Annotated in this window: 13 protein-coding genes and 1 pseudogene; 12 read left to right on the top strand and 2 right to left on the bottom strand. The window is 36.5% G+C overall.

Annotated features, from left to right (window positions below; all coding sequences use genetic code 11):
• Positions 1–21: 21 nt before the first annotated feature.
• From M2273_RS14575 to M2273_RS14565, 3 genes and pseudogenes are all read left to right on the top strand, one after another.
• Positions 22–1179: pseudogene (locus M2273_RS14575) on the top strand (cystathionine gamma-synthase); the annotation flags it as partial.
• A 22-nt stretch (positions 1180–1201) separates the two neighbouring features.
• On the top strand, positions 1202–2071 hold the full coding sequence (locus M2273_RS14570) for a TIGR02757 family protein (RefSeq protein ID WP_429398024.1): 870 nt from the start codon (positions 1202–1204) through the stop codon (positions 2069–2071).
• Between the two features lie 493 nt (positions 2072–2564).
• A complete protein-coding gene (locus M2273_RS14565) occupies positions 2565–4565 on the top strand; it encodes a KUP/HAK/KT family potassium transporter (protein WP_429398022.1) in 2001 nt (666 codons plus the stop codon).
• A 75-nt stretch (positions 4566–4640) separates the two neighbouring features.
• Here the strand turns inward: M2273_RS14565 and M2273_RS14560 are convergent, their stop codons facing one another.
• Positions 4641–5699: a nucleoid-associated protein gene (locus M2273_RS14560; protein WP_429398020.1), complete on the bottom strand. Its 1059-nt coding sequence runs from the start codon at positions 5697–5699 to the stop codon at positions 4641–4643.
• 212 nt (positions 5700–5911) lie between these two features.
• On the opposite strand from M2273_RS14560, the gene mnmE reads away from it, so the two are divergent.
• From mnmE to M2273_RS14525, 7 genes are all read left to right on the top strand, one after another.
• Positions 5912–7303, top strand: coding sequence for a tRNA uridine-5-carboxymethylaminomethyl(34) synthesis GTPase MnmE (mnmE, locus tag M2273_RS14555; RefSeq protein WP_429398018.1), 1392 nt, complete (start codon positions 5912–5914; stop codon positions 7301–7303).
• Positions 7304–7488: 185 nt separating this feature from the next.
• Positions 7489–8616 carry a phage integrase SAM-like domain-containing protein gene (locus M2273_RS14550; RefSeq protein ID WP_429398016.1) on the top strand — a complete coding sequence of 376 codons (1128 nt, stop codon included), beginning with the start codon at positions 7489–7491 and terminating at the stop codon, positions 8614–8616.
• 1 nt (position 8617) lies between these two features.
• Positions 8618–9547 (top strand): hypothetical protein, encoded by a 930-nt coding sequence (locus M2273_RS14545; RefSeq protein WP_429398014.1) that lies wholly within the window; start codon positions 8618–8620, stop codon positions 9545–9547.
• A gap of 75 nt (positions 9548–9622) precedes the next feature.
• On the top strand, positions 9623–9988 hold the full coding sequence (locus M2273_RS14540; protein WP_429398012.1) for a helix-turn-helix domain-containing protein: 366 nt from the start codon (positions 9623–9625) through the stop codon (positions 9986–9988).
• Between the two features lie 31 nt (positions 9989–10019).
• A complete protein-coding gene (locus M2273_RS14535) occupies positions 10020–11033 on the top strand; it encodes a replication initiation protein (protein WP_429398010.1) in 1014 nt (337 codons plus the stop codon).
• A 990-nt stretch (positions 11034–12023) separates the two neighbouring features.
• Entirely contained in the window at positions 12024–12455 is a 432-nt protein-coding gene (mobC, locus tag M2273_RS14530; RefSeq protein WP_429398008.1) for a plasmid mobilization relaxosome protein MobC, read from the top strand.
• Between the two features lie 74 nt (positions 12456–12529).
• Positions 12530–13162 (top strand): histidine phosphatase family protein, encoded by a 633-nt coding sequence (locus M2273_RS14525; protein ID WP_429398006.1) that lies wholly within the window; start codon positions 12530–12532, stop codon positions 13160–13162.
• A gap of 118 nt (positions 13163–13280) precedes the next feature.
• Here M2273_RS14525 and M2273_RS14520 read toward each other — a convergent pair whose 3' ends face one another.
• Entirely contained in the window at positions 13281–16445 is a 3165-nt protein-coding gene (locus M2273_RS14520) for a reverse transcriptase domain-containing protein (RefSeq protein WP_429398005.1), read from the bottom strand.
• Positions 16446–17375: 930 nt separating this feature from the next.
• On the opposite strand from M2273_RS14520, the gene M2273_RS14515 reads away from it, so the two are divergent.
• Positions 17376–18155, top strand: coding sequence for a hypothetical protein (locus M2273_RS14515; RefSeq protein WP_429398004.1), 780 nt, complete (start codon positions 17376–17378; stop codon positions 18153–18155).
• A gap of 56 nt (positions 18156–18211) precedes the next feature.
• Entirely contained in the window at positions 18212–20527 is a 2316-nt protein-coding gene (locus tag M2273_RS14510) for a type ISP restriction/modification enzyme (RefSeq protein ID WP_429398002.1), read from the top strand.
• Positions 20528–20530 lie beyond the last annotated feature (3 nt).

The raw sequence follows: 20530 nt of genomic DNA, 5'->3' as shown, positions 1-20530 counted from the left end.
CGCAACCCGCAACACAAAACTGAACAAATGAAATTCGCAACTAAAGCTATACATGCAGGGCAGGAGCCCGATCCAACTACGGGCGCTATCATGACGCCGATATATCAAACATCAACCTACTGGCAAAAATCGCCGGGCGATAATAAGGGGTATGAATACTCACGTGGTACCAACCCAACCCGCAAGGCGCTGGAAGACTGTTTAGCTGCATTAGAGAATGCCAAATTCGGTTTGGCTTTTTCAAGCGGAATGGGCGCTACCGATGCGGTGATGAAATTACTTGCCCCGGGTGATGAAGTAATAACCGGGAACGATCTTTACGGTGGTTCATACCGGATCTTCACTAAAATTTTCGCTAACTATGGTATCAAGTTCCATTTTTTGGATCTGTCAAACCCCGAGATCATCCGGGAGTACACCAATGATAAAACCAGGCTGATCTGGATAGAAACGCCAACCAATCCTACCATGCAAATTGTAGATATTGCGGCGATAGGTAAAATAGCGAAAGAAAAGAACCTGCTTTTTGTGGTGGATAATACCTTTGCTTCGCCATACCTGCAAAATCCTATTGATCTGGGTGCCGATGTGGTGATGCATTCTGTAACCAAATACATTGGTGGCCATAGCGATGTGGTAATGGGTGCCCTGATGCTAAATGATGAAGAGCTGTATAAAAAACTATGGTTCATTTATAACGCCTGCGGTGCTACGCCGGGCCCTATGGATAGCTTTTTGGTATTGCGCGGTATTAAAACCCTGCACCTGCGCATGAAAGCCCATTGTGAAAACGGCAGACAGATAGCCGAGTTCCTGAAAACTCACCCTAAGGTGGAAAAAATATACTGGCCGGGCTTTACCGACCATCCTAACCATGCTATCGCCAAAAAGCAAATGCTTGATTTTGGTGGTATGATCTCTATTGTTTTAAAGGGTGCTGACCTGCAAGAAACTTTCCGCATCGCATCTTCATTTAAAGTGTTCTCCCTGGCCGAGTCATTGGGCGGTGTAGAATCATTGATCAATCACCCGGTAAGTATGACACATGGTTCTATACCCAAAGCCGAGCGCGAAAAAGCTGGTGTAGTTGATAATCTGTTACGCTTAAGTGTAGGGGTTGAGGATATTGAAGATTTATTGGAAGATTTGAAGCAAGCATTGAGCCCCCCGACCCCCTAAAGGGGGAGGATATAATCATATTATGAGTAATGGTGCATTAAAAGCATCCCCTTTAGGGGACGGGAGGGGCAGGCTCCCCCTTCAGGGGGCGGGGGGGCTTCAAACTTTCCTCGATGCTAAAGTTTCCCAATACAACCAGCCCGGTTTTATTGAGAACGACCCAATATCTATACCTCACTTGTTCAGTAAAAAACAAGATATTGAGATCATGGGCTTTTGGGCTGCGACCCTGGCCTGGGGGCAGCGTGTTACCATCATCAAAAAATGTAAGGAACTGATTATCTTAATGGATGGCGCGCCTTATGATTTTATCATGAACCATCAGGAACCGGATCTTGAAAAGCTACTTAGTTTTAAGCACCGTACCTTTAATGATATTGATACACTGTATTTCATAAGCTTTTTCAGATATCATTATGAGCGATTCGATTCATTAGAAGATGCGTTTGTGACGCCCCTCGGCCCCCTGAAGGGGGAGTCTTTTGATTTGCCAGGTGGCGGGGCCGAGGCGGCATTGAACCACTTCCGTTCATATTTCTTTTCTCTGCCCGATTATCCGCATCGAACTAAAAAACATGTGTCGTCGCCGTCGCAAAAATCAACCTGCAAACGGCTCAATATGTTTTTACGCTGGATGGTGCGTAAGGATGATTGCGGAGTTGATTTTGGCATTTGGAACCACATTAAACCTGCCGACCTGATCTGCCCGCTTGACCTGCATGTTGACCGGGTATCCCGCAAACTGTTGCTCATTACCCGCAAGCAAACCGACTGGCAAACCGCCATTGAACTTACCCAGCGCCTGCGCGAATTTGATCCGCTCGATCCGGTAAAGTATGACTTTGCCTTATTTGGATTAGGCATTGAGGAACGCTGGGGTGTGCAGTTTTAAGAAATTAAGGCACTGACCTTATTGTTTATCTCCATTTATTTATCTCCACGCGTCATTGCGAGGAACGAAGCAAGTAGCCTCACCCAACCCTCTCCAAAGGAGAGGATTTTAAAATGCTTTTTAGAGTCTCCCCTTTTGGGGAGATTTAGAGGGGGCTTCTTGCCTCGTACCTCGCAAAGACGCGTTTTTAATTATAAATTCTCCAAAAAGTTGGCCCTTTTCTCATGCTATCAAAATGATAAAACCTATCAAAATGATAGGTTTTTAAGTCTTTAATTTTACATGTATTTTTAATTAATCTATTGTAATAGAGTATTTTAATAAAAAATTAAGTCATGAGGTGCATATATTGCTGAGGGGGTTTTATTAACAAAAATCAATGTATGATGGTATTGTCCCCTATTGCTGCAGCCTCCAATTTAAACTGGATGTCGAAAACTCAAGACAGCAACAGTACCTCTTTTTTAAATCCCCTATTAGTTTATCCTATTAAATGAATTCGCACGTTAAGCAGCTCACTTTCGCGGGTATGATTGTTACCCTTGGTATTATTTTTGGCGATATTGGTACATCCCCTTTGTATGTTTTTCAAACTTTGTTGGTTGAAGGTGGCAAGGTTAACCCAACCCTGGTATTAGGTTCAATATCCTGCATATTTTGGACGCTTACCCTGCAAACCACTTTTAAATACATTGTAATAACCCTGCAGGCTGATAACAAAGGCGAAGGGGGGATATTTTCACTGTATGCCCTGGTTAGGCGATATGGCAAATGGCTGGCCATTCCGGCCATTATAGGTGCTGGTACTTTGCTTGCTGATGGTATTATTACCCCACCTATATCGGTTACATCAGCTATTGAGGGGTTAAACCTGGTGCCTGCTTTTTCGAGCGTTATTATCCCCGGTAATAACCTCATTTTAATTATTGTGATCAGCATTATTATACTGCTTTTCTTTTTTCAGCAGTTTGGTACCAAAGTGGTAGGTTCGGCATTTGGGCCGGTTATGCTCATGTGGTTTGTAATGCTGGGCGTTTTAGGAACCATGCAGGTAGCTCATTATCCGGCTATTTTTAAAGCGCTTAATCCATACTATGGTGCCCGGTTGCTGATGGATCACCCCCAGGGTTTCTGGTTGTTAGGTGCCGTATTTTTATGTACCACAGGTGCCGAAGCTCTGTACTCAGACCTGGGCCATTGCGGGCGCAAAAATATACAGGTAAGCTGGATCTTTGTAAAAACCACGCTTATATTAAATTACCTCGGACAGGGAGCCTGGGTACTTTCGCAAGGGCCCGCTAAAAACTTTACCGGTGTAAATCCTTTCTTCGAGATTGTTCCGCATCAATTTTTAATTCCGAGTATTGCCCTGGCCACCCTCGCAACCATAATTGCCAGTCAGGCTTTGATCAGCGGATCTTTCACCCTCATCAGTGAGGCCGTGAGTATGAATTTCTGGCCGCGTATTACTATAAAATATCCATCAAACATACGCGGACAAATTTATATCCCCAGCATTAACTGGATCTTGTGTATAGGTTGCATCCTGGTATCGTTATACTTTAAAACTTCCAGCGCCATGACGGCCGCTTATGGGTTTAGTATCACTATTGCTATGCTGAGCACCACCATTTTAATGTATTATTTTATGCGCTATGTAAAGCACTGGCCGGTTTGGCTGGTTACCATTATACTGTGCGTGTTTTTAACAGTAGAGTTCTCATTTTTTGTAGCCAACGCGGTTAAAATATTGAAAAGATTATTCTTTGTTGGGTTTGAAGTTGGGTTGATATTCACCATGTATATTTGGTTTAAGGCCCGTAAGATCAATAACCGTTTCCTGAACTTTATAGATATAAAAGAGCAATTGCCGCTGTTGAATGCCTTGAGTGCCGATACTACCGTTAATAAATATGCAACTCACCTAATTTACCTTACCAAGGCCAACAATGGCAAACAGATAGAAGAGAAGATCATTTACTCCATTATGAGCCGCCGCCCTAAACGTGCCGATACCTATTGGTTTGTGCATATTGAACGTACCGATGAACCTTATACCATGGAGTACAGTGTTGATCAGATTGAACCCGGTAAGGTGATCCGTATTGAATACCGCTTGGGCTTTAGGATACAGCCGAGAGTGAATGTGCTATTCCGCAATGTGGTGGAAGATATGGTGAAGCGTAAGGAGATAGATATCACCAGTCAGTACGAATCTTTAAACAAATATAAAATTGCTGCCGATTTCAGGTTTGTGATCATGGAGAAATTCCTGTCGTACAATAACCTGTTTAGCGTGAGCGAGGCGTTTATTTTGAACAGTTATTTCGCCATCAAAAAACTGGCCCAGTCAGAAGCTAAAGCCTTTGGTTTGGATACCAGCGAGACCCGGATAGAGAAAATACCACTGGTGGTAAAACCGGTAAGCAATATTCATTTAAAAAGGGTTGAGCCGGTTACTTATGGAGCGGGTAGTTTGGTTGAGGTGGATTGAAACAGATGCTGTTTCTTTCATCAGAGTTACGAAGTTTTTAAAACTTCGTAACTCTTTACTAATACAATAATTAACCTACGCCTCTTCCTTAAAATAAACCTTATAATAGTTCATCGCCCTCCCATCGTCAAAACCTTTTTCAATCAGTTCCTTGTCGCCGTGGATATAGATGTGGAAGTTTTTATCGAGCTTTAATACGCTTTTATAAACCCGGGCTTGTTTTTTAACGGCATTGTCAGATATCTCAAAAGTATTGGCAATAGGACTGTCGAACTCCTGCTCGTACTGGTTTTTAAAGTTTTTGAATGATTCAATAGCCTGTGGGTTGCCGATTACTTCGCCGGTAAATTCATCCATATCAAAGGTTTCCTTTTCCTTAAAATATTTCATGGAGCGGTTCAGCAAGTCTATCTTGTCGGCTTTGCTCATTTCAAACTCGTCGTCGAGCTTTTGCGTTACAAAGTTTTTGTAGATGCCCAGCGTGTTGCTGGTTTGGTTAAAGCTGTCGTTACGAATTTTGAGCTGTAAAAACTCATCTTTCCAATAAACGGCTGCATCCTGGCTGCCATTGGTCTTGTCGATCACCACTACTTTATAACCATTCTCTTTTTCGATGTTGAATATTAGTACACCTTTGTCAAGTTTGTTAATATTGATGGCATTTTCTTCATAATCAACCTGGAAACCACCTTTGTCAGGGTAAACTTTCAGGTAAGTTTCCTTGTTTTCCGACTTAAATATACCAATGGCATCCAGCGGGTTACCTTCTATTTGTACCTTGTTAAAATAAACCACATACAGTTCGCCGCCTTTAATGTTAGGGTGGGTAGTTATTTTATATAAGTGTTTGGCAATCTGCTCAGATGCCTCGTGAAACTTCTCCTTATCCTCAAATACCTGTGTAGCAAAGTGATGGATCTCGTTAAGGTTAAGCTCGCCACTACTGTGCATGAGGTGATAAACCTCGTTAGTTTTTTCAAAAGGTTTTAAAAAATACTGCATCAGCAGGTTAGGGATAATATCATCCTTCAGTTCAAGGGGATGATCTGATAATGCATACATCTCGCTTTGCGACTGATTGCCAACATGATGTACCGAAATTGTATCGAGCGAAGCTTCAAAAAAAGTTACCATAATTTGTGAGCGCAAGGTAAGAGTTTTGTTTATTGGTTCAATGGTTCATTGGGGTATTCTGTTAATTTGTAAATTTTGAAAATTCAGATTCAGACAATTAAGTCATTGAAAAGTAGTTCATGGCCGGCGGTTAATAGTTCATGTTAATTTGTTTTACTTTTACACTTTGGTAGTTAACAAACTATTGAAATGACTTAATAATAAATGATTCAATGACAAATAATGAAACCATAGTAGCTCTTGCCACACCAAACGGAATAGGTGCTATCGCGGTGATCCGCCTTTCGGGACTGGATGCTATTACGATAGCCAACAGCGTATGGAAGGGTAAGGATCTGACAGAGCAGGCATCGCATACCATACACTTCGGGCATATTGTTGATGGCGACCTGATTTTGGATGAGGTACTGGTTTCGCTGTTTGTAGCACCTAAATCATACACACGCGAAAACGTGGTGGAGGTATCCTGCCATGCATCGGGTTATATTATTGAGTCGATAATTAAGCTGTTCATCAAAAAAGGGGCTCGTTCTGCCAAACCCGGCGAGTTTACTTTAAGAGCATTTTTAAACGGTCAGCTTGATCTGTCGCAAGCCGAGGCGGTGGCCGACCTGATCGCATCAAACTCTAAAGCGTCACAACAGGTGGCTTTGCAACAACTACGGGGCGGGTTCAGTAATCAACTGCAAACCTTGCGTGAGCAGTTGGTGAATTTCGCTTCACTCATTGAGTTGGAACTTGATTTTGCCGAGGAAGATGTGGAATTTGCTAACCGCGATCAGTTAAAACAATTGATCATTGATATTACCCGCGTAATTGGTCGTTTAATTCAGTCATTTGAACTGGGTAACGCTATTAAACAGGGGGTTAATACAGTAATTGCCGGCCGACCAAATGCAGGTAAATCGACCCTGTTAAACGCTCTATTAAACGAAGAACGAGCCATTGTGAGCCATATACCCGGCACCACCCGCGATACTATTGAGGAGGTGTTAAATATTCAAGGCATTAATTTTAGATTGATAGATACTGCGGGGATCCGTGAAGCCACGGATGCAATTGAACAAATAGGGGTACAGCGTACTATGGAAAAGATCAGCCAGTCGGCCCTGTTGATCTATGTTTTTGATGCCGAGCAGATAACTACGGAAGAACTTAAAAATGATCTGGAAAGCTTGCAAGGCCCCGGTATTGCCATGCTGATGGTTGCCAATAAGATGGATTTGTTAAGCCAGACGGGCAAAACAGAAAGCATTAAAACGTTCTTCCAAACCTCCGGGCTTCCAGGCGCTCAAACCATCTTCATTTCGGCCAAAGAAAAGCTGCATATTGATGACCTTAAAAATAAAATTTACAGCGCCGCCATTAAAGATCAATTAAGTGGCGACGAAACACTGGTAACCAACATCCGCCACCTGGAGGCCCTGCAAAAAACCGAAGGGGCCCTGATTAGGGTGCTTGGCGGAATTGATGGCAGTATAACCTCAGATTTTTTATCGATGGACATCAAACAAGCCCTGCATTACCTCGGCGAAATAACGGGAGCCGTTACTACAGATGATCTGCTGGAAAATATATTTAGTAAGTTTTGTATCGGCAAGTGATTATTGATAAACAACAATGAGTAATGCTGAATAAATCACATTAATATACTTATAATCAATTGATATAGTCTTTTCTGAATTATTATTGTTAATAGCTGGAATTGTATTTTTATTGAATATTTGTACCTTTAATGGTCTCTTTTGACAAGGATACAAAAAGGTACAAGTATTAATAGTAAAAGTACATGAAAGAAAGTCATAGCGTTAAGCTCAGAGAAAAGAAATTATTAGATGAGCGTCTTAGCCTATATCTTGATTTCTACCCGCCAGTGTACATCGCAGAAACCGGAAAGGAAACAAGGAGAGAATTTCTGAAAATCTATCTTTATGAAAAGCCTACTAACGCTTCTCAAAAAGAACATAACCGGGTGTGTAAAGCGAAGGCTGATAATATCCGATCAGAAAGGGAGCTTCAATTTATAAACAAGAGTTTTGATTTTACCGACAAACTCTCCGCCAAAATGGATTTCTTAGCTTACTTTGAAGAAAAGGTGCGAAAGCGTAACAGATCAAAAGGCAATCATGATAATTGGTACGGAGCTTATAAATATCTCAAACTTTATACTAATGGACAATGCAAGTTTGGCGAGGTTGATGAAAAGTTCTGCGAGGGATTTAAAGCCTTTTTAACGACGGTAAAATCAATTAAGTCAGATACTGTCGGCTTAGCCCAAAACTCGCAGTATAGCTACTATAATAAGTTTAGAGCAGCGGTTAAAGAAGCCTTTGAGGATCGTCTGTTTGCTGTAAGTCCTATTTTGCGTGTAAAAGGTATTCCCCAGGGTGAAACTCAAAGAGAGTTTTTAACCCTGGAAGAACTAAAAGCACTATATGATACCGAATGCGACCCGTTGGTATTAAAACGAACGGCTATATTTTCTGCATTAACTGGTTTGCGATGGTCTGATGTAATTAAGTTAACCTGGAAGGAAGTTCAACATTCAGAACAGGACGGCTACTTTATCAGGTTTACTCAACAAAAAACTCAAGGAGTTGAAACACTACCTATTCCTGAACAAGCTTTTGAGCAATTGGGTGACCGAGGTACCGCTGCCGATAAGATCTTTAAAGGACTTAAATACTCATCATATACAAATGTGCAACTGGCCCGGTGGGTATTAAACGCCGGTATAACTAAGAAGATAACTTTTCATTGTTTCCGCCATACGTATGCAACGTTGCAATTAACTATGGGCACGGATATTTATACCGTTTCCAAAATGCTCGGCCACAGGCATCTAAAAACAACCGAGATTTATGGGAAGGTTATTGATAAAAGGAAAATTGAGGCTGCTAACAGAATAAAGTTATAAGATGGATATCAGAAATAATCCAGTTAACTTTTTTGAAGTAAATAATTCTGAAAATAGTTTCCAATGTGTGATTCACTATGACAGTGATCTTTATGTTTTCACCAGGAGCTTTTATAAAATATTAGTACTATTGGCAGATAGATATGTTGTGTTTCAACAATTAAATACAACCGAGGAACTTAAATTTAAATATGAAGTATACACTCAATCTGGAAGTGAAGACGACAAATTATTAGATAGCGGTCGGGTAAGCGACATGATAGGTCTTGAAAAAGCTTTTGAAAATATCTATTTATCTCTAAAAGTCTTTGTATTGTGTAAACTCAGAGAAATGCCGCAAGTTATGGCGTTAGAACAAGCTTATCATTTACAATTTGAATTAAAGGAAAGTTATCGTCACCATGAGCCACAAATTTTTGATACTATATTTTATCCCGTAATTCAGCAATGGAACAGTGGCTTTGTTTATCTGATTAACTATTTCGAAAAGCTACTTCAATTAGAAAAGTACAAACAGTTTGTGCATTTAAAAAACAATGAGGTGGATGAACAGGTTCACCTGGCAGGTGTAACTCCTTCTGAAATAGATGAAATTGTAGAGACTTTTTCAAAACTTTCAATTTTCGGAAATGAAGAAGATAATAAATTAACACTTAGAAACTTCTTTTTAGGAAAGCCAGATGTAGTTGAATATGTTGTTTTAAAGGGCCTTCAAAAAGAAATTGCTTACATTTTCATATCTCTGTTTAAAGACCACCGATTTAGCACAACAAAAAAACGACAGCTTGCAGATTGGGTTAAAAGAAAATTTAGAGTTCTCAATAATGATAAAATTAGCTTATTTGGCGACGAAGCCTTTCGAACTATAAGCCAAGAAACTGTTTTTAAAAGGATTAATTTATCATTTTTAGACTACGATAAATTAAAATAAAGAATCTTCACCCCTAAACCGATAAGGGGTGTTCTATTCCTTTTTCTTTGCTGATGTTAATTAATACACACAGCAATGAACGAGTTAATACTAACATCTATAAGCAAGGAAGAGCTAAGGAAAATTTTCGCTGATTCAGTGCGATTGGTTTTAAATGAAAATCCTTATTTAATCTCGGAGCTATCAAAAAGCGCTACTCCTGCTAATAATACTGGAGAGTTTTTGAGCATTGATGAAGTTGCTACCTTGATAAATCTCGCTAAAGCAACTATTTACGCTTTGTGTTCTTCAGCTAAAATCCCCCACATTAAAAAAGGCAAACACTTATATTTTTTAAGGACTGATATAGTCGCCTGGTTAAACGAAGGTAAGCGTAAAACTAACGATCAGATCCAAGCAGAGGCTGATGCTTATCTTTTAGGCAAAAGGAGAATTGGTTAATTGTTTATCACTACAAATCGATTAGACAATCATGCCTACTGATAAGGAAATTTTGAGCTATAAGATCATTCGCCAGCCATACCGTATTACAATGGCCAAGTGGGATTTTACCGTCATACAAAAACGAATTTTAACAAAGATAATTTCTATGTTACAGCGAGAGATTTATTTAGTATCCAAGGGCTTATCATTTAATCAGCTTGAATTGTTTTCTTCAACAGATGATAGCATAAAGTTGCAGTTTCCTCTTACTGATATAGTAAAAGGCACTAACAATTATGGGAATGTTAAAAAGGCGCTCATGGATTTACGTAGCATAGATGTTCAGATTGTATTACCGGAGACCAAGAGCAGAAAAAATAAAATGCCGGAAGAGGAAGTGATTCTTACTGGTTTAATTGAAAGGGCGATACTGACAAAATATTCAAGAACAGTTACTGTTGTAATTCACAAAGTGACTGCACAGGAGCTTATTAAGGTTTCTAATGGATTAACGCAGTTTGCCGAAGAAGTAATGTATTCAACAAATAATATTTACTCTCAGAAGCTATATGAAATGATTTCTCATTGGAAAGATCAGGACGTTTTTTCGATTACACCTAACGATTTTCGAATTAAGTTTTCATTAATTGATAAATACCCACAGATTAAAGATTTGATAAAAAGAGTAATCAGGCCAGCAGAGACTGAATTGAAAAATATAGCTGATGTGTATTTTATATTTAATACCACTGTGCAACACAGAAAAATCATTAGGTTTAATTTTGTAATTAAACACAGGAAGGCACTTGTTGAATATGCTAGTAAACTGGACAAACTAAGAAATGACAATATTTATTTGTTAAAAACCCATTTTGGGTTCAATACAGATCATATTGCAATTATCAATGACATTTTGCTTAGAAACGACGTTTTGAGCGATTTAAGGCAAAGAATAATAGAACTATATGATTTTATATGCGAAGCGGGAAAATCTCCTCAAACAGCGATTAAAAACGTTCCTCAGTATGTAATAAAAAGCTTAAAAAATGATTTTTCGCCATAGGGGATGCTGGGTTTCCATCTGGACATAAAATCCGTTAAAGTTGTCCTCCTTAAAAAGATAATCCATTAAAGTTGTCCTCCATAATCCGTTAAAGTTGTCCCCTAAATCCGTTAAAGTTGTCCCCTGAAACCGTTAAAGTTGTCCCTATAAGTCCTTGTAATTATTTGTTTATCAATTATTTGTGGACGCTTCAATATAATCAATTGATTAATCAATATTAATCAATAAGGAGTTTTTAAGGATTTTAATTAGTTTAATTAGCTTAAATTGAAGTTCTTTTAAGCATAAACGTACCTGATTTGGAAAAAAATCAATCAATCAAAAGATTTGAGGGGCGCGGCCAAAAAAATCCGTTAAAGTTGTCCACCATTGAGTGTCTTCGAATTTTATGGTGGACAACTTTAACGGATTGTGTTTTATTAACATCTGATTATTAGATATTTACTGCGCTATAGTTTGCGCTATAGTTATTGTATAAAAAACAAGGAGCTACGAAAAGGATGATGAGTTAGGTTGCAGGCCAAAATTAAGTTGGTTTATATGGAAGCCTTGTTTGCATGTAAATATGCTTGTATGTAAAGATGTAAGTCGGTTTATATGTAAACATGTTTGCATGTAAATATGCTTGTATGCAAATATGTAAGTCGGTTTATATGTAAATATGTTTGCATGTAAATATGCTTGTATGCAAATATGTAAGTCAGTTTATATGTAAACATGTTTGCATGTAAATATGCTTGTATGCAAATATGTAAGTTGGCTTACTTCTAATTGAATCTTGCGCTCCTTAAAAAGAAAAATTTTAGGATTATAGATTATTGTTTGTTTCGCTTCAGCATGTTCAATTCTTTGCTGAAAGTTTTAAAAAAATGTGGCCGCGTTTTGTTTGGCAAGATGTGTTATTGTCATACAATAACCTCCTTGCCCTTACACCCAATTCTTGGTTCCAGGGTGAAGATCCTGCGCAACTTGGATCTTTAATATTTAATTATGTCAACGAAAAACAAGGAAATATTTAACCCAAGAGGAGGGAGACCTATAATTACAGATGGTTCTAAATTAAGTAACCGAATAGATTGGCGTTTAAATGATTTAGATTATCAACAATTGAAAAATGATTTTGAAAGCTCCGGACTGAAAACAATGACAGAATATTTGCGATTAAGGATCATTAAAACTAAAGATCTTTACGTTCACAATCCTGTTGAGATCCTTAAAACCCTTGACGCAATTGGTGAACGAATTGGCAAAGTAGGAAATAACATAAATCAACTCGCAAAGTATGCCAATATCTTACAGCTAAAGGGAAAATTGGAACCAGGTGTAATGGATTCATTAAATCAATTACTTCGTGAATATGGCAAGGAGAGGAAGGAAATAGCACTCTCCGTTCGAGCACTGCTTAGGCGTAAAAGAGATTAGATTTTAATCATTTTCTCCCCTTTGGTAATATTATGCATGATCTATCTGATTTCAATAATTAGTATTTTTGACACATGAAAAACGTCTGGTTTATTCGTCATGCCGAAAGCGAAGCCAATGCAGGTTTACCAACCTCCTTCCCTGAAAAGATTTCTTTAACCTGCAAAGGAATAAAGCAAGCTGAGGCCTTGACGGATCTGTTAAATGAAAAGCCGGATTTAATCGTGACCTCTAAATACATTCGTACCCAGCAAACCGCCGAGCCAACTATTAATAAATTCAGAGATGTTCCGGTGGAGGTATGGCCATTGCACGAATATGATTTTTTATCACCTACTCAATGTATAAATACAACGGTCGATCAACGTAAGCCCTGGGTGCAAGATTACTGGAGTCGATGCGAAGCAGTCTATGTACACGGCGAGGGTGCTGAATCATTTTTAGACTTTAAAAGCCGGGTTGTCAGTTGTATAAAAATGCTTGAAAATAATCTCAATGACTTTATAGTTGTTTTCGCTCATGGTCACGTCATTAGAGCCATTTGGCAGTATTTTATAACATCGAGTGACACTATTGATAATACTACCATGCAATATTTTAGAGATAAGATGGCGCACTTGCCAGTTTCGAATACGGCAGTATTTAAGGCTGATTTTGACGGAAATAAATGGATTATTGTTGATCCAATATTTGAGCCGCCAGCTTAGTTTAATCTATTTAACCAAAGGGGCAACAACAAATCTCGGCTTTATAGATCCCGGCGCACTTTTGTGGCTTACCGTCCCGGTGTTAGTTGTTGTTGTTTAAGAGTAAGTCGATTCGATATTAGAGTTTGTTTAAATCTTTGTCATTAATCCGACCTTCGACTGATTTTGCAGAATAGTCTGGAGGTGTGGGCTTAAATGTTGAATCGTCTTTTTGGAGCTCATATTCTTTAAGTTGAAACATTCGTAGTTCCCGTATAGGTAATTCGCCAACGACTATTGTGGAATTTTTACCTCCTTTGATTTGTAAAATATCCCGTTTATAACTTGAAGCAGGCTGAATTACACGTGAATCACCATAATTAGAAGAATTTACTTGCACAAAAAAACAATGTATATCTCTTACCCACGATCCCGCTATTTCCGCAAAATAATTTGTGTCTTTATTATATTCTGAAGCTATGATGAAATCTACCCGGGATTTAAAAAGGCCTCTGTCATGTATGTCCGCTAATTCGAAGCAGTTATACACGGAAAAATAGGTTTTACCCCAATGGAATAAATCATATCTCTTTTGAGCTGAAAGAACGGTTTCTCCTGGAATTAACAACCGATATCCCTTTAGCTGTCTTTTTTCTTCGGGTGAATAATGGTTTTTTAATCTTATCTTAATTAGACAGGTTGAGTAATTATTTCTTTTGATAGGTAATATGGTTGCCATAAAATTGAAAGCAAAGCCATGTGCATTAATCCAATGTTCTAGACCTGCAATTATTCCTAATGATCGCCTGTTTGACTGATAGGCTAATAGTCCAAGCCATTGATATGGTACTGAAACTTCAGGCAGTACAAAAAGATCACATCTCTCTTCTTCTACTAAGTTTAAAAGCTTAAAAAGAAGCTGTCTTCTATCTTTCTTAAGATTAGGTCGTTTTAAATAGCTTGCTTCTATATTATTGGGTTCAACTTTTACATTCGCAATGGCAATTTTCTTATTTTCTTTTTTTGAATTGAGAGACGGTATATTTACGTACACCACTTTATCATTATAGTTTATTATTTTATTAATATCTGCTGATGGAATGGGTGTAACCGAAAAGTAATCCGCTTTTAAAATTGTTTTGTTAGTTTCATCATTAGTTGACTTTTTCCATAGGTAATTTATCTGCCAATACTTGTCAAAGGCAATATCTGGGATAAAATCAAATACCTGAATATTATTCGACGTTAATTCTTTAATCGATTGAACAGTTTTGTAAATTTCTAGTACGTTTAATTCATGAAAGTGAACATATCTTGGAGATAGCAAACTTAATCGTGGATCAATCTCTAAAGAACAAATATTAAGAGAGGCTTCTTTAATTTTTAAGAGATTCAGATATTCTTTTTTTTCATCTAATTTAAAGACATAATCAGTGAAATTTAAACTTGGCAAGCCTACCCAGGAATGTCGAATAAAATTTGCATGCCTGATTTTTATTGACGTTTCTTTGATTTTCCCAAAAGATGCAGATTCTATTTTATTAAGGAATTCAAATTTCATGGAGGGGTTAAATGCCAAAGGAGTTGCAATTGCAACTTGTAAATAATCGTTAATATCGTCGATTATCTTACTTTTTATAAATTCGATATTGGGATTTTGTATGTCTTCGTAATGTTCGAAGCTTATATTCTTTATAGCTTTTTTGCTTTGATTGTAGAATTCTAAGAGGCTTTTACTTTGATTGTTAATAATGAAATAAGTTGCTACCTTTTCCCAAAGTGTATGAAATGAAATCCCGTTGACACCTTTAAAAAAGGTAAGAATCTGCTTATTTGTTTTCGGATCAGCCGATTCATCGCTCAAACATGCGGCAAAAATTTTGCCGGCTAAATATTTTGAAGCACCATATTTGTCCTCACTAAACTCTTTAATACTTCTCAATTTGTTTAAAGAATCACTATAATGCATATTAAAAGCTTCTTCATCAAACTCTTTATCGACCTTATCTTCTTCGGGTAAGAATCTGAACTCACTTCTATTTTTATCCAGGTTTTTCTTGAATTTATTTAAGATTGCCGGTGATTCTTTGTGATCTAAGTCTTGTAACACAACTTTTTTACTTTGTATTTTCAAAGACGGGAATAATGATATGCAGAATTTTAATTTTTGTGCTTCCGAAAGAGATTCAAGAAACTTTACTGAATCATCTGGAATAACGTTGGGATTCCTGTAAGAATATTTTACTTTTTTATTTAATTGGGTTGTTTTATAGAAAGATTCATTTAAAGAGGATAAATTGTCGAATTCTAAAAGTTTCCTCCTTACAAAATATTTGCTGATAAAATCATTTATAGGGTAAACTGCATTTTCTTCAATCTTAACATTTGTAAGAACAAATAGTAAATCGTCAACGTATCTGCCGTAATAATTGGGATTCAATTCTTCTTTAACAGCAATATCGAACTTTGATAAGTGCAAATTCCCCAGTAGTCCTGAGGATAATAATCCAATTGGAAGGCAACTTTCTTTTGCAGTGTGAATAGTAGAATGGGGTAAAATCTTTTTTGTATAAGTTAAATTTATTAAATCAAGTAGTTTAAATAATTTGATTACTTTTTCATTGTCTTTTAGTTCAGGCTTAATTTTAAAGAGGTCAATCTTAACATTATCTAAATTTATTTTAACTGAATGAAAGTATTCTTTTATATCTAAGCTTAAGATAACAATGTCTTTTTTATCTTCTATAAGTTGCTCTGCTTTTTTGAGCGCGTTATCACGCCAATTCTGATATTGAATAAAATAAGGTTTGTAAAGTCTTAAGCCATTTACAACTTTTTGTTCATCTTCTTCTCCATCTAACTCTAGTTGGTAGGCGTAATTGTCTTGATCTACTAAATTTACTAAAAACCTGCCCGCATGCATTAGCCATAGTACTGCAATTATATGGACTTCAATGGGGGCGTCAATAAATGTATTAATTCTTTCAATTTCTAGCTTCTCTTTCTCTGATCTATTTGTGAGATAACTATAAGTTTTCTTTTTAAAGGATTTCGGTGTTAGTTTATATTCAATATTCTTGGTAAAGTAAGCTTTCCAATTTTTTTTCGTATTTAATTGGGTAGCAAATTTTTCAGTCCATTTTACAAATGCATCATTAAAATCCATGTTGTCACAACTTTTATCAATTTCGTCTTCAAACTGGGCAATTCTTTGCCGAAGAAATAATGAGGTATTGTCGTAATAATAATAATGTTTAAGCTTTTTATAGGCAGAAAATACTTCCTCGGGATAAAATTCATCCATTTGAACGATCAATTAGATTGTGTAAAATAAGCCAAGTATTAAGCAGAAATTCTAAAATCCGGATTTGGATTGGATAAAAGGTTATGTTAATTGTGACAGGCCTGCCCCAAACGTACTTTATAAAAAGCATAATTCAAATAGCAATCGCATTTGACTTGAGAATTTATCTATTCGTTTCTGGTATGGCTCTTGAAATTATGACTACTACAAATAGGAATGTTATGATAAATTGTATCATTGAGACAGAATATCCCCAGTCAGTTATTGGTTTGATTACGTCGTAATTGCCAGATACGGAATTTGATATACTATACCACAAATAGTTTAACCAATGTATTTTTGATTGTGTGGAAGTGAAGTCGGTTTTATACGATAGTGAGTAAAGAAGAGCAAACGAAAAATGTGAAAAAAAAACCGCCTGAATAACATGAATAAATCTGCGTTTGCTTCTTGCTATACTTTGATTTATTATTAAGTCCTCCTTCCATACCAGATAGTAAAAAAAGGTAAATAAGTTTGAAATAATTAAATACCACATAGATAATCTTAAGAAAAAATTATCTTTTCCTAAAAACCATATTAATAAAATAAATATCCATTTTGTAAGTATAAATAGATCGCTTGCAACAATTCTATATTTAATGACTTTATTTGAGTCATTTTGGTTCTTAACCAATTTTTTGGCTATAAATTTAAACAATTCTAAAAGGTTTAAATATTTTAAAAAATTGATAAGGTTGTTAAAATACTTGTAAATGAAGCCGTTATTCATTTTGGATATGGTTATTTATATGGTTTGATTTTCAAGCACTAATTTATATTATAAATATTTAATAGGACTTTTAAAATAGTTGCAACCGGTAACATATAATATTACATATTAAGTTTGTGTTTTTTTATACCTTGTTCAATCTAAACCCAAATACATAAATGACTGTAAGTCAATACATCGAACAAGTACAAAAGCTTTATAAAACTGGATTATCAAGCGAGCATAGCTATAGAGGTGATTTAAGAACATTACTTGAAAGTATTGTGCCTGAAGTTATGGTTACAAATGAGCCGAAACGCATTGCTTGCGGCGCACCTGATTATATTATAACAAGAAAGGAAATACCGGTTGGTTATATAGAAGCCAAAGATATTGGTAAAGACATAGGCCATAAAGATTATAAAGAACAATTTGATAGGTATCGGAAATCATTGAATAATTTGATTATCACAGATTACGTTGATTTTTGGTTATTTATAGATGGTGAGCTTAAGTCGAAAATTAGAATAGCCGAAATTGTTGACCATGATATTAAGCCACTTCCTGAAAATTTCGATCAATTTAATAGCCTTATAAAAAGCTTTTGCGCACACGTAGGACAAACTATTAAATCGGCCCAAAAGTTAGCTGTAATGATGGCGGATAAGGCCAAATTGCTTTCACAAGTTATTGAAAAAGCTTTAAGTAGTGATGTAGAGAATGAGGAAGATAGTTCACTCAAAGAGCAAATGCACGCTTTTAAGGATATCTTGATACACGACATTAAGCCGCGAGACTTTGCTGATATATATGCACAAACCATTGCTTACGGAATGTTTGCCGCCCGTTTACATGATACTACACTTGACGATTTTTCAAGACAGGAGGCCGCAGAATTAATTCCAAAAACCAATCCATTTTTGAGGAAGCTATTCAGTATGTTGCTGGCTATGATTTAGACAGTCGTATAGTATGGATAGTTGATGCGCTTGCTGACATTTTTAGAGCTACGGATGTGGCGGCAATTTTGAATAATTTTGGAAAAGCAACTCAACTAAATGACCCTATTATTCATTTTTACGAAACTTTTCTTGCTGAATATGATCCAGCTTTACGAAAGGCTCGGGGAGTGTGGTATACACCAGCGCCTGTAGTTAATTTTATAGTAAGGGCTGTTGATGATATATTGAAAACAGAGTTTAATCTCCCTCAAGGCTTGGCGGATAACACCAAAATAAAAATAAAACAAAAACAAGTTACTAAGGCGACTTCAGATCAACGATCCAAATTGAAAGAGGTTGAAATAGAACAAGAAGTGCACAAAGTACAAATATTAGATCCGGCTACCGGCACGGGTACATTTTTGGCTGAGGTGATAAAGCACGTATATTTAAAATTTGCAGGACAACAAGGAATCTGGAGCAACTATGCCGAAAATCATTTAATCCCGCGCTTAAATGGCTTTGAATTATTAATGGCAAGTTATGCGATGGCTCATTTAAAAATGGATTTGCTACTTGCGGAAACAGGGTTTAAATCAACGAAAAATCAGCGTTTTCGTATTTATTTAACAAATAGTTTAGAAGAACATCATGCAGATACAGGAACATTATTTGCCAGTTGGTTAAGTAGTGAGGCTAATGAAGCGAACCACATTAAGCGTGATACTCCTGTAATGGTAGTAATGGGTAATCCTCCATACTCTGTTAGTAGTAACAATAAAAGCGAGTGGATTGAAAAACTAATTGCAGATTATAAAAAGAATTTGAACGAACGCAATATCCAACCGTTAAGCGACGACTATATTAAATTCATACGTTTTGGGCAACATTTTGTGGAGAAAAATGGAGAGGGAATTTTGGCTTATATAACAAATAATAGCTTCATAGATGGCTTAGTACATAGGCAAATGAGGAGGAGCTTGTTAGAGAGTTTTGACAAGATTTACGTCTTAGATCTACATGGGAGCACCAAAAGGAAAGAAAAATCACTGGACGGATCAAAGGACGAAAATGTATTTGATATTCAACCCGGAGTATCAATCAATATTTTTATAAAAAAAACAAACAAAACTGGCTTGGGTCAAGTGTACAAATTTGATTTACAAGGAAGCAGGGCAGTAAAGTATGATTTTTTAAAAGATTATTCAATGCAAAACATTAATTGGGAAATGATAACATTTTCTGATAATGAAAAGGAATTTATGTTTAAGAATTTTAACGGCATAGAGTTAACAAAAGTCAATAGCTTCAGTGTGAATGAGTTATTTACTATTAATGCCTCAGGAATTACTACCGAAAGAGATATTTTGACCATTCAGTTTGATAATAAGATTTTATATGAAATAAAAGATGATCTTATTAATTTAAGTAACTCTGAAATCAGAATTAAGTACTCACTGGAAAAAGATGGTAGAGATTGGACATTGGATACTGCAGTTAAGGATTTAAAAATAAACAGGCCTGAGCTTAAAATGGTCTTATATAGACCGTTTGATAAAAGGAAAACATTTTATACTGGGAAAACTAAAGGATTTCACTCATATCCCCGCAGTTCGGTAATGAATCACATGCTTGATAATAATATAGCATTAGTCATAGGCAGGCAGGGACAGGCTATAGGTGGAGATGAATGGAACATTGTTTCGATTAGTGATACAATAGTTGATTGTAACATGTTCTATAGAGGGAGGAGCACTGTTTTTCCCTTATACTTATATCCAAACAAATCTGATCAAATCAATTTAGAAGAGGAAACAATTCGAATTCCAAATTTTGACAAAGAAATTATTAAACTAATAGCTAACGAATTAGGATTAACTTTTGTCCATGAAAAAAAATCAAATGAAAATAGCTTTGCACCAATAGACATACTCGATTACATATATGCTATTTTGCACTGTCCCGCCTATCGAGAGAAATATAAAGAGTTTTTAAAAATAGATTTTCCTCGAATTCCTTATCCGAATGATGTGGACACTTTTTGGGAATTAGTTAAACTAGGTGGTGAACTTAGGCAGTTACATTTAATGGAAAGTGACGAAGTACATAACTATATTACTACATATCCGCAAGATGGTGATAATGTGGTAAATGCTCCTTATTACGACGATGGCAAAGTGTATATTAATTCCAATCAGTACTTTGGGGGGATTCCAAATAATATCTGGAAATTTTTTGTAGGTGGCTATCAACCGGCTCAAAAATGGCTAAAAGATCGGAAAGGCCGAGAATTAAGTTTTGATGATATATTGCATTATCAAAAAATTATTGTTGCGCTTAATGAAACTAACAGAATAATGAAAGAAATTGATAAGGTTGACTTTTTATAAAAA

Origin of the sequence: Mucilaginibacter lappiensis (assembly GCF_050433765.1) — a bacterium.
Classification (GTDB): domain Bacteria; phylum Bacteroidota; class Bacteroidia; order Sphingobacteriales; family Sphingobacteriaceae; genus Mucilaginibacter; species Mucilaginibacter lappiensis_A.
The sequence above is the reverse complement of the archived record's forward strand: the minus strand, read 5'-3'. Positions and strand labels throughout refer to the sequence as shown.

Excerpts from the sequence above, each read along its gene's own strand:
- M2273_RS14540 (WP_429398012.1), top strand. The coding sequence starts at position 9,623 with ATGAACGAGTTAATACTAACATCTATAAGCAAGGAAGAGCTAAGGAAA.
- M2273_RS14545 (WP_429398014.1), top strand. The coding sequence starts at position 8,618 with ATGGATATCAGAAATAATCCAGTTAACTTTTTTGAAGTAAATAATTCT.
- M2273_RS14560 (WP_429398020.1), bottom strand. The coding sequence starts at position 5,699 with ATGGTAACTTTTTTTGAAGCTTCGCTCGATACAATTTCGGTACATCAT.
- mobC (WP_429398008.1), top strand. The coding sequence starts at position 12,024 with ATGTCAACGAAAAACAAGGAAATATTTAACCCAAGAGGAGGGAGACCT.
- M2273_RS14535 (WP_429398010.1), top strand. The coding sequence starts at position 10,020 with ATGCCTACTGATAAGGAAATTTTGAGCTATAAGATCATTCGCCAGCCA.
- mnmE (WP_429398018.1), top strand. The coding sequence starts at position 5,912 with ATGACAAATAATGAAACCATAGTAGCTCTTGCCACACCAAACGGAATA.
- M2273_RS14515 (WP_429398004.1), top strand. The coding sequence starts at position 17,376 with ATGACTGTAAGTCAATACATCGAACAAGTACAAAAGCTTTATAAAACT.
- M2273_RS14565 (WP_429398022.1), top strand. The coding sequence starts at position 2,565 with ATGAATTCGCACGTTAAGCAGCTCACTTTCGCGGGTATGATTGTTACC.
- M2273_RS14520 (WP_429398005.1), bottom strand. The coding sequence starts at position 16,445 with ATGGATGAATTTTATCCCGAGGAAGTATTTTCTGCCTATAAAAAGCTT.
- M2273_RS14525 (WP_429398006.1), top strand. The coding sequence starts at position 12,530 with ATGAAAAACGTCTGGTTTATTCGTCATGCCGAAAGCGAAGCCAATGCA.
- M2273_RS14550 (WP_429398016.1), top strand. The coding sequence starts at position 7,489 with ATGAAAGAAAGTCATAGCGTTAAGCTCAGAGAAAAGAAATTATTAGAT.
- M2273_RS14570 (WP_429398024.1), top strand. The coding sequence starts at position 1,202 with ATGAGTAATGGTGCATTAAAAGCATCCCCTTTAGGGGACGGGAGGGGC.